Genomic DNA, 7,451 nt, shown 5'->3' on the forward strand with positions numbered 1-7,451 from the left:
TCTCCCCGCGCGCCCCGACGGACCTCTCCCCCCAAAGGGCGTGCACGGTCAGAGACAAAGACGCCGCTCCCGTCATGGGGCGGCGTCTTTTTACAGGCGGGAGGCCACATTGACAGCGCGTGCCCGACCGCTACATCCCCTGCCAAGGGCCGCCCTTGTTTTCTGCCAGTGTCTGCCTGTTGTTTTGCCCCACAAGGTCGCCTTGATGTCTATTTCCTCCTCCGCCTCCCTTTCCAGCCGCGCGCAGTCTGCCATGTCGGCGGTGCTGGATGGCACGCTCAAAGGCCCGCGCGCGCTGCTGGTCTTTGCTGGACCTGCGGTCGTGGCCTCGGTGGCCTATATGGACCCGGGCAACTACGCGACGAATATCCAGGCGGGGGCGGGCTATGGCTACACGCTGCTTTGGGTGGTGCTTGGGGCAAACCTGATCGCCATGCTGTTCCAGGCGCTCTCGGCGCGCCTTGGCATCGTCACCGGCTATAACCTGACGCAGCTGTGCCGCATGCATTTCCCCCGCCCCGTCGTCTGGGTGATGTGGGCGGTCAGCGAGGTGGCGGCCATGGCCACCGATCTGGCGGAATTCCTGGGCGGCGCGATCGGGCTATCCCTGCTCTTTGGCTTGCCGCTGATGGCGGGCATGGGGGTCACGGCGGTGGTCACCTATGCGCTGTTGCTGATCGAAGGGCGCGGATTTCGCCCCATGGAGCTGGTGATCGGGGCGCTCGTGGGCGTGATCGGCCTGTGCTATCTGGCCGAAGTCCTGATCGCCCCCGTCGATTGGGGCGCGGCGGGTCTGGGAATGATCACCCCCGAACTTGGCGACACGGCGGCGCTGACGATTGCCGTCGGCATCATCGGCGCGACCGTGATGCCCCATGCCATCTACTTGCACTCTGGCCTCACCCAGCACCGCGCGGCCGTGAAAAATGACGCCGAACGGCGCAGGGTCTTGCAGTTTTCGAACATCGAAGTCATTGCCGCCCTCTCGGTCGCGGGGATGATCAACATCGCCATGGTGATGATGGCCGCTTCCGCCTTTCACGACGGCCACGCCGAAGTCGCCGAGATCGAAACCGCCTATCACACGCTCACGCCCCTGCTTGGCGGCGCGGCGGCGGGGGTATTCTTGCTGTCGCTCATCGCCTCGGGCGTGTCCTCCTCGGTGGTCGGGACAATGGCGGGACAAATGATCATGCAGGGCTTTATTCACATCCGCTTGCCGATCTGGCTGCGCCGTGTCGTGACCATGGCTCCCGCCTTCGTTGTGGTCGGCATGGGCGTGAATCCGACCCAGGCGCTGGTCTACTCGCAGGTTGTGCTGTCCATTGCCCTGCCCGTGCCCATGGTCGCCTTGATCCTGTTTTCCTCGCGCCGCGATGTGATGGGGGCCTTTCGCATCGGGCCTGTGTTGCGCGGATTGGCCCTGCTTGGGGCAACGCTCGTCTTGTCCTTGAACTTCGTGCTGTTATGGGACGCGCTGGGGCTATGAGGCACAAATCGGCATTGACGCGCGCGGCGCGCGGCCCTAGCGTTCGGCCCATGACCCGATTGACCCACCTCTTTTTCCAAAACTGGTGGCGCGCCTAGAAACGGCGCGCTTTCGAGAGTTATACCCCGAGGCCGCCGCATGGAGCGGCCTTTTTTATTTTCGGTTCAATCCCTTGCGGCGCGCCTTTCATCCCAAATGACAGGATTGCCCCATGGATTTTTCACCCCGAACCCTCGCCCGCCCCGCCGATGATGCGCCCGCAGCTGCCAAGCCCGTGATCCTTACGGGCGATCGCACCACCGGCCCGCTGCATCTGGGCCATTACGCAGGATCGCTCAAATCCCGCGTGGCGCTGCAAGACAGCCACGACCAGTTTCTGCTGCTCGCGGATGCCCAGGCCCTGACCGACAACGCCCAGGATATCGCCAAAGTGCGCCGCAACGTGATCGAGGTGGCGCTGGATTATCTGGCTGTGGGCATTGATCCGGCCAAGAGCACGATTTGCCTGCAAAGCCACCTGCCCGCGCTTGCGGAACTGTCGATGCTTTACCTCAATTTCGTCACCGTCGCACGGCTTGAGCGCAACCCGACAATCAAAGAGGAAATCCGCGCGCGCGGCTTTGGGCGCGACATTCCGGCCGGGTTTTTGTGCTACCCTGCTGCGCAAGCCGCCGACATCACCGCTTTTGGTGCAACGGTTGTCCCCGTCGGGGCAGACCAAGCGCCTATGATCGAGCAAACCAACGAAATCGTGCGCCGGATCAACGCTTTGGCGGGCCGCCCTGTGCTGCGCGAAGCCAGCGCCCTGATTCCCGCCACAGGCCGCTTGCCCGGTGTGGACGGGCGCGCCAAAATGAGCAAATCGGGGGGCAACGCCCTATCGCTCTCGGCAAGTCCCGACGACATCCGCGCCGCCGTGCGCGCCATGTACACCGACCCCGAGCACCTGCGGATCACGGATGCAGGCCGCGTCGAGGGCAACGTGGTGTTCACCTATCTCGACGCCTTCGATCCCGACACCGAGATGGTCGCCGACCTCAAGGACCACTATCGGCGCGGCGGCCTTGGCGATGGCGCGCTGAAAAAGCGCCTTGAGGCCATTTTGCAAGAGTTGCTCGCGCCGATCCGCGCGCGCCGCGCCGACTTTGCCGCCCATCCCGATCACGTGCTCGGCCTGGTGCGCGAAGGAACCGAGCGCGCGCGCGAAGTTACCGCCGACACGCTGGAAGAGGTCACCCGCGCGTTGGGGTTGTTCCGGCTGTAATCACGTGACGACATTGATCGGATCACCCGCCACAAAGGCGGTGATCTGGTCATAGATATCACCAAATTGCAGATCGAATTCGTCCTGCGTCACAAAACCGATATGCGGCGTGGCGATGACATTGGGGTGGCTGAGCAGCGCATCGTGGGGGTCCGTCAGGGGTTCGACGTCGAACACATCCAGCGCAGCGCAGGCGGGTTTTCCCCGCTCAAGCCCCGCCAGCAGCGCGCCGCGTTCCACCAGCCCGGCGCGCGCGGTATTCACGAACACCGCCCCCGCGCGCATCGCCGCAAAATCATCGCCCGTGATACAGCCGCGCGTGTCCGCCACCAGCCGCACATGCACCGAAATCACATCCGCCCCGCCGAAAAACGCAGCGCGGCTCTCGGGCACGGTTTCGCCCAGCGCCCGCAGACGCGCGCGCGTCGTCTCGGACCCCCACCAGATCACATCCATCCCGAAGGCCCGCGCATAGCCTGCAACCAGCCCCGCAATCCGCCCGCCGCCGTACAATCCGATGCAGCGCCCGCGCAAACCACGGCCCACCCCCGCCTGCCAGCGCCCCGCTTTGAGCGCGGCCATCTGGGCAGGCAAATCACGCATCGCCGCCATCACCAGCGCCCAGGTCAGTTCCGCCGCCGAATGGTTGGGTGCCGCGTCGGATTTAAGCGAACAAAAGGTGATGCCACGCCTGCGACAGGCCGCCACATCCACATGCGGCCACGCGCCGCGCCCCGAAATCAGCCGAAGATTGGGCAGACGGGCCAGCAGGCTGTCAGTGATCTGCGTGCGTTCGCGAAACAGCACCAGCCCCTGCGCCGCCTGCAGCCGCGCAGCAAGCGCGTCTTCATCGTGCAGCGTGTCGGTCCAAACCGTCACGTCATGCCCCGCGAGTTTCGCAAAAGACGGCAAGCTGCGCAGCGTGTCGCTGGTGTCGTCAAGAATGTGAATTTGCATGGGCTTCTCTCCTGCGGCTGTGGGCGCGGTATGGGACGGTTTACCGAGGCGGGGTCCGGGAACGCCTTGAAAATGCCGGCACCGTCGTCTCGCGGCTTGTGGCTGGCTTTTTGCGGTTTATCAAATGCATCAAATCCAACCCCGCCCCGCCAAGATGGTCAAATGGGGACATCTACGCAGCTCTGTCTCACCGGATCAAATCTTTCCCCACGACAGCACCGAATATGTGGTCGCACAGCAGATGCCCCCCCCGGCCATCATGACGGTATCGCGGATGAAACGGATCCGCCAACGCGCGTTGCGCACCGCGAGGCCGCGGACAAGTCCAAGCCCCAAATCGCCCCCCGCCCCGCCGGTTCGCGCGTTTTCACAAAGCCTTTGGAGAAGCGACGAAAATCCTTGCCCGTCACGACGGTGTCACTGCTGTGCAGCGGTAAGTGGCGGAGCCTGTGCGCTTCCAACTGGGCCGTCTCCTGTGCCCCCTGAAGGATCTCCGGCAGGATTACGGATCTTAGGATATTCTGACGGAAATTGCGTGATCTAACATGGCCCTGGCTTGAAACGCGCCGCTGCGCCGACCGTTCAACGGGACTCACCCGCAACGCGCAGATACCATCAACATACTGACTTAAATAAATTTTCTTTCTACCCATTCGTTGTCGCGCGACCCCGGCTGTCACTCGAAAGGAAGCTCTATGACAAAGAGCTGAGCCTCAAGCCGCCCATGTGCGGCTCGACCGGCCGAACGTAGGTGCACCGTTTCTCAAGATTACAGAAGACTGAGCGGGCATTTCGGTGGTGGAACTCAACCTCGGCGAAAAATGATGGTCGTCAACAAATAGCCTCGCGGTTATGTTTCCGTTGCAAAGCATCGCGGGGGGTTCATGAAGATAGGTCGAATTGTCCAAAGCAGCCTTCCGGCAATCTTCAAATATTGCGAAGAGACCGAGCCTGAAGAATTCGCGCACCTGCAAGACCCGCGATAATTCAAGGAAACCTTTGATATCAATTATCCGTTTTGCCGTCGGGTGGCCCAGATAGGGGCAGCTGATCGGGTCAGGTATTGGACGCGCGAGTATGTGGTTCATGGTGTCCCCGTGCGCGTGACGAGCCAATGGTTCAATCCTCCGACCAGCAAGAGCCTTCCCCTTTTGCTACGCTACTTGGCCGGAAAAGGGATCCCCGCAGACTTTCAGTCTGAAACAGCGACATCTGATGCTTTGCCGCCGGACGTTTCGATCCGCCCTGCGCGAGGGCGTTACAAGGGAAACGCCATCGGAAACGCACAGAATTATCTGGTCCGAAACATTCTGAGCCGCCTCGGCGACGAGCAGTTCAACGCGCTGCAATGGCAGGCGGTGGTGGACGCATTCGGTCGCGCTTGCGCCTATTGCGGCGCCGAAGGTGACTTGGTCATGGATCACGTCGTGCCCATCAATAAACAAGCCCTCGGCGAGCATCGGCTTGGAAATCTGGTCCCCAGCTGTCGTGCCTGCAATGCTCGAAAGGCAGAGAGGGATTTTCGCGAGTTCCTGGCCGACGACCCGGTCAGGGTCGCGACCATTGAGGCACACATGACCTCGCACGGCTACGAACCAATCGGAGACCACGCTCAGCTGCGGACCATCATCGAACTCGCGCACCAGGACGTTCGCAACCTCGCGGACCGTTATGTCGCCATCATCAACACCGTTCTGACCGGCAAACCCGACGGCACGGAGTAGCCTTTCCGGGAAAGGCGGGGCGCCGGACCTGTTCCTGAGCGACGGGCATAATGTGCTTCAGCACCAGAGACGCCGCGCAAAGCTCTCAAGCATACCAACGACCACGCCGCTCGTGTCGCGTCTCCGTCTGCTTTGAGACAACCCGGAACCAGCGAAACACGGGCACAACGCGATCCGGTCAGTTCATTGAAATGCAAGTGGCGGAAGCGGTGTCTGCCTTTTACTTGGCGCATCCTGAAGCTTATTGCCGCAAGTTACTTAAAAATACCTCATATACTTAATATCTTAAGCCTACTTCTGCTCTTTCCCGTTGCATGTCGCCTCGTCCCATCTCATCCTAAATGTGGGGCTGGATGTGGGGCCAGACGTGGGTCTGGAATTCGAGGGATAAGCTATGATTTCCGACGCAAAGGCGCGCAAACTTAAGGCGGGCGACAAGCCGCTCGCGGTGGGCGGCGTGCCTGGTCTCTATCTGCATCCCAGCGCTCGGGCGGGAAACGGAAAGTTCACCCTGCGCTTCGTGTCTCCTGCGACGGGCAAGCGGCGCGATATGGGGTTGGGCACCTACCCTGAAACCGGTCTGGCCCGTGCCCGTCAAATCGCCAGCGAAGCCCGTGCACAAATCGCAAACGGGATTGATCCGATCGCCCAGCGCGACCTCGCGAAACTGGCCGCAGCCTCGACACTTCAGACCCCGACATTTGAGGAAGCCGCGCGGCGCGTCCACGCGACCCTCGCGCCGGGCTATCGCAATGCAAAACACAGCGCACAATGGATCACGACGCTCGAAACATACGTGTTTCCCGCCATCGGGAACCGACAGGTCGACACGCTATATCCTGCCGATTTCGCGCAACTGCTGCGCCCGATCTGGCTTGAAAAATCTGAGACGGCTGGTCGCGTGAAACAGCGTTGCGACCGTGTGATGACCTGGTGCATCGCGCACCGTTTCGCTCAAATGAACCCCGTCTCAGCCGTCGATGCCCTCTTGCCAAAACAGCGCGGCAAGCGCGACCGCGTCACCCACCACCCTGCCGTGCCGTGGCGGCAGCTGCCGGCGGTCGCAGAACAACTCTTTGCCCCCACACGGCCCAGCGCCGGACGCGATGCGCTGTTGTTTCTCATCCTTACCGCCGCCCGCTCGGGCGAGGTACGCGGCGCGCAGTGGGACGAGTTCGATCTGGAGGGGGGCATTTGGACCGTGCCCGCAGCGCGGATGAAGGCCCAGCAGATACACCGTGTGCCGCTGAGCGCGCAGGCTTTGGAAATCTTGGGGCGGCGTGCCGAGCTGAGCCTCGGCGGCGTTTGGGTCTTTTCCAGTAACGGTCGCAAACCCCTCAGCGACATGACCCTCACCAAGCTCTTGAGGGATGCCAAAATTGAAAGCGACAGCGACGGGCGCACCGCCACGGCGCATGGCTTTCGCTCGAGTTTTCGCGATTGGGCCTCCGAAAACAACTACCCCCGCGCCCTCGCCCACACCATCCACAACGCTACGGAAGCCGCCTATCACAGAACCGACCAGCTCGAGCGCCGCGCCCCGATGATGCAGGCTTGGGGAGATTTTGTGGTGTGAGACCCTTCACTAACGGAGAGACGTGTGCCTCCTCACTGACCCATTAGAAATCTGGCAGTGAGCCCGACATACCATGCCGATACGTCTTGCTTCCTCGGTTTCCGCATGAGATTTTCTCAGTCATGGAAAACAAATCGCTCCACCCTGAAGTTGAAAGTTTCATCTGCAGCCTGCGAAGGCTCGAAGCAATTTTGTCAATACATGAGGGTAATTTTTGGAACGAAAGGGTGGGTAAAGTCCGCGAGATCGCAGAGAAATCAGATGGTTACAGCGTCGAAATGTTCTTGGGGTTTTTCGGAAGAATGGGAAGCCTTGGTAATCCCCCCATTTTTAACGGGGTGCATCCGTAGAACTTACGCGGCCATTGCCAGTTTCATTGCGGGTGTGATGCCGCCGATGCCCATGTTGGGGCGGTCGTTGTTGTAAGTCCAGAGCCATTGT

General features: G+C 61.5%; 5 protein-coding genes. 4 read left to right on the forward strand and 1 reads right to left on the reverse strand.

Annotated features, from left to right (window positions below; genetic code table 11):
* Positions 1 to 205 precede the first annotated feature (205 nt).
* Together AQS8620_RS15280 and trpS are read left to right on the forward strand one after the other, a co-directional pair.
* Positions 206 to 1,489, forward strand: coding sequence for an Nramp family divalent metal transporter (locus AQS8620_RS15280; RefSeq protein WP_085837877.1), 1,284 nt, complete (start codon positions 206 to 208; stop codon positions 1,487 to 1,489).
* A gap of 211 nt (positions 1,490 to 1,700) precedes the next feature.
* Positions 1,701 to 2,753, forward strand: a complete 1,053-nt coding sequence (trpS, locus tag AQS8620_RS15285; protein ID WP_085837878.1) for a tryptophan--tRNA ligase — start codon at positions 1,701 to 1,703, stop codon at positions 2,751 to 2,753.
* Here trpS and AQS8620_RS15290 read toward each other — a convergent pair whose 3' ends face one another.
* Positions 2,754 to 3,710, reverse strand: coding sequence for a D-2-hydroxyacid dehydrogenase family protein (locus AQS8620_RS15290; protein WP_085837879.1), 957 nt, complete (start codon positions 3,708 to 3,710; stop codon positions 2,754 to 2,756).
* A 1,097-nt stretch (positions 3,711 to 4,807) separates the two neighbouring features.
* Here AQS8620_RS15290 and AQS8620_RS15295 point away from each other — a divergent pair.
* Complete coding sequence (locus AQS8620_RS15295) at positions 4,808 to 5,434, forward strand: HNH endonuclease (protein ID WP_143267553.1); 627 nt, start codon at positions 4,808 to 4,810, stop codon at positions 5,432 to 5,434.
* A gap of 394 nt (positions 5,435 to 5,828) precedes the next feature.
* The gene (locus AQS8620_RS15300; RefSeq protein WP_085837881.1) at positions 5,829 to 7,010 is read left to right on the forward strand and encodes a tyrosine-type recombinase/integrase; all 1,182 of its coding nucleotides are present in this window, start codon (positions 5,829 to 5,831) and stop codon (positions 7,008 to 7,010) included.
* Positions 7,011 to 7,451: the final 441 nt, after the last annotated feature.

The organism is Aquimixticola soesokkakensis (assembly GCF_900172375.1).
GTDB classification, from domain to species: domain Bacteria; phylum Pseudomonadota; class Alphaproteobacteria; order Rhodobacterales; family Rhodobacteraceae; genus Aquimixticola; species Aquimixticola soesokkakensis.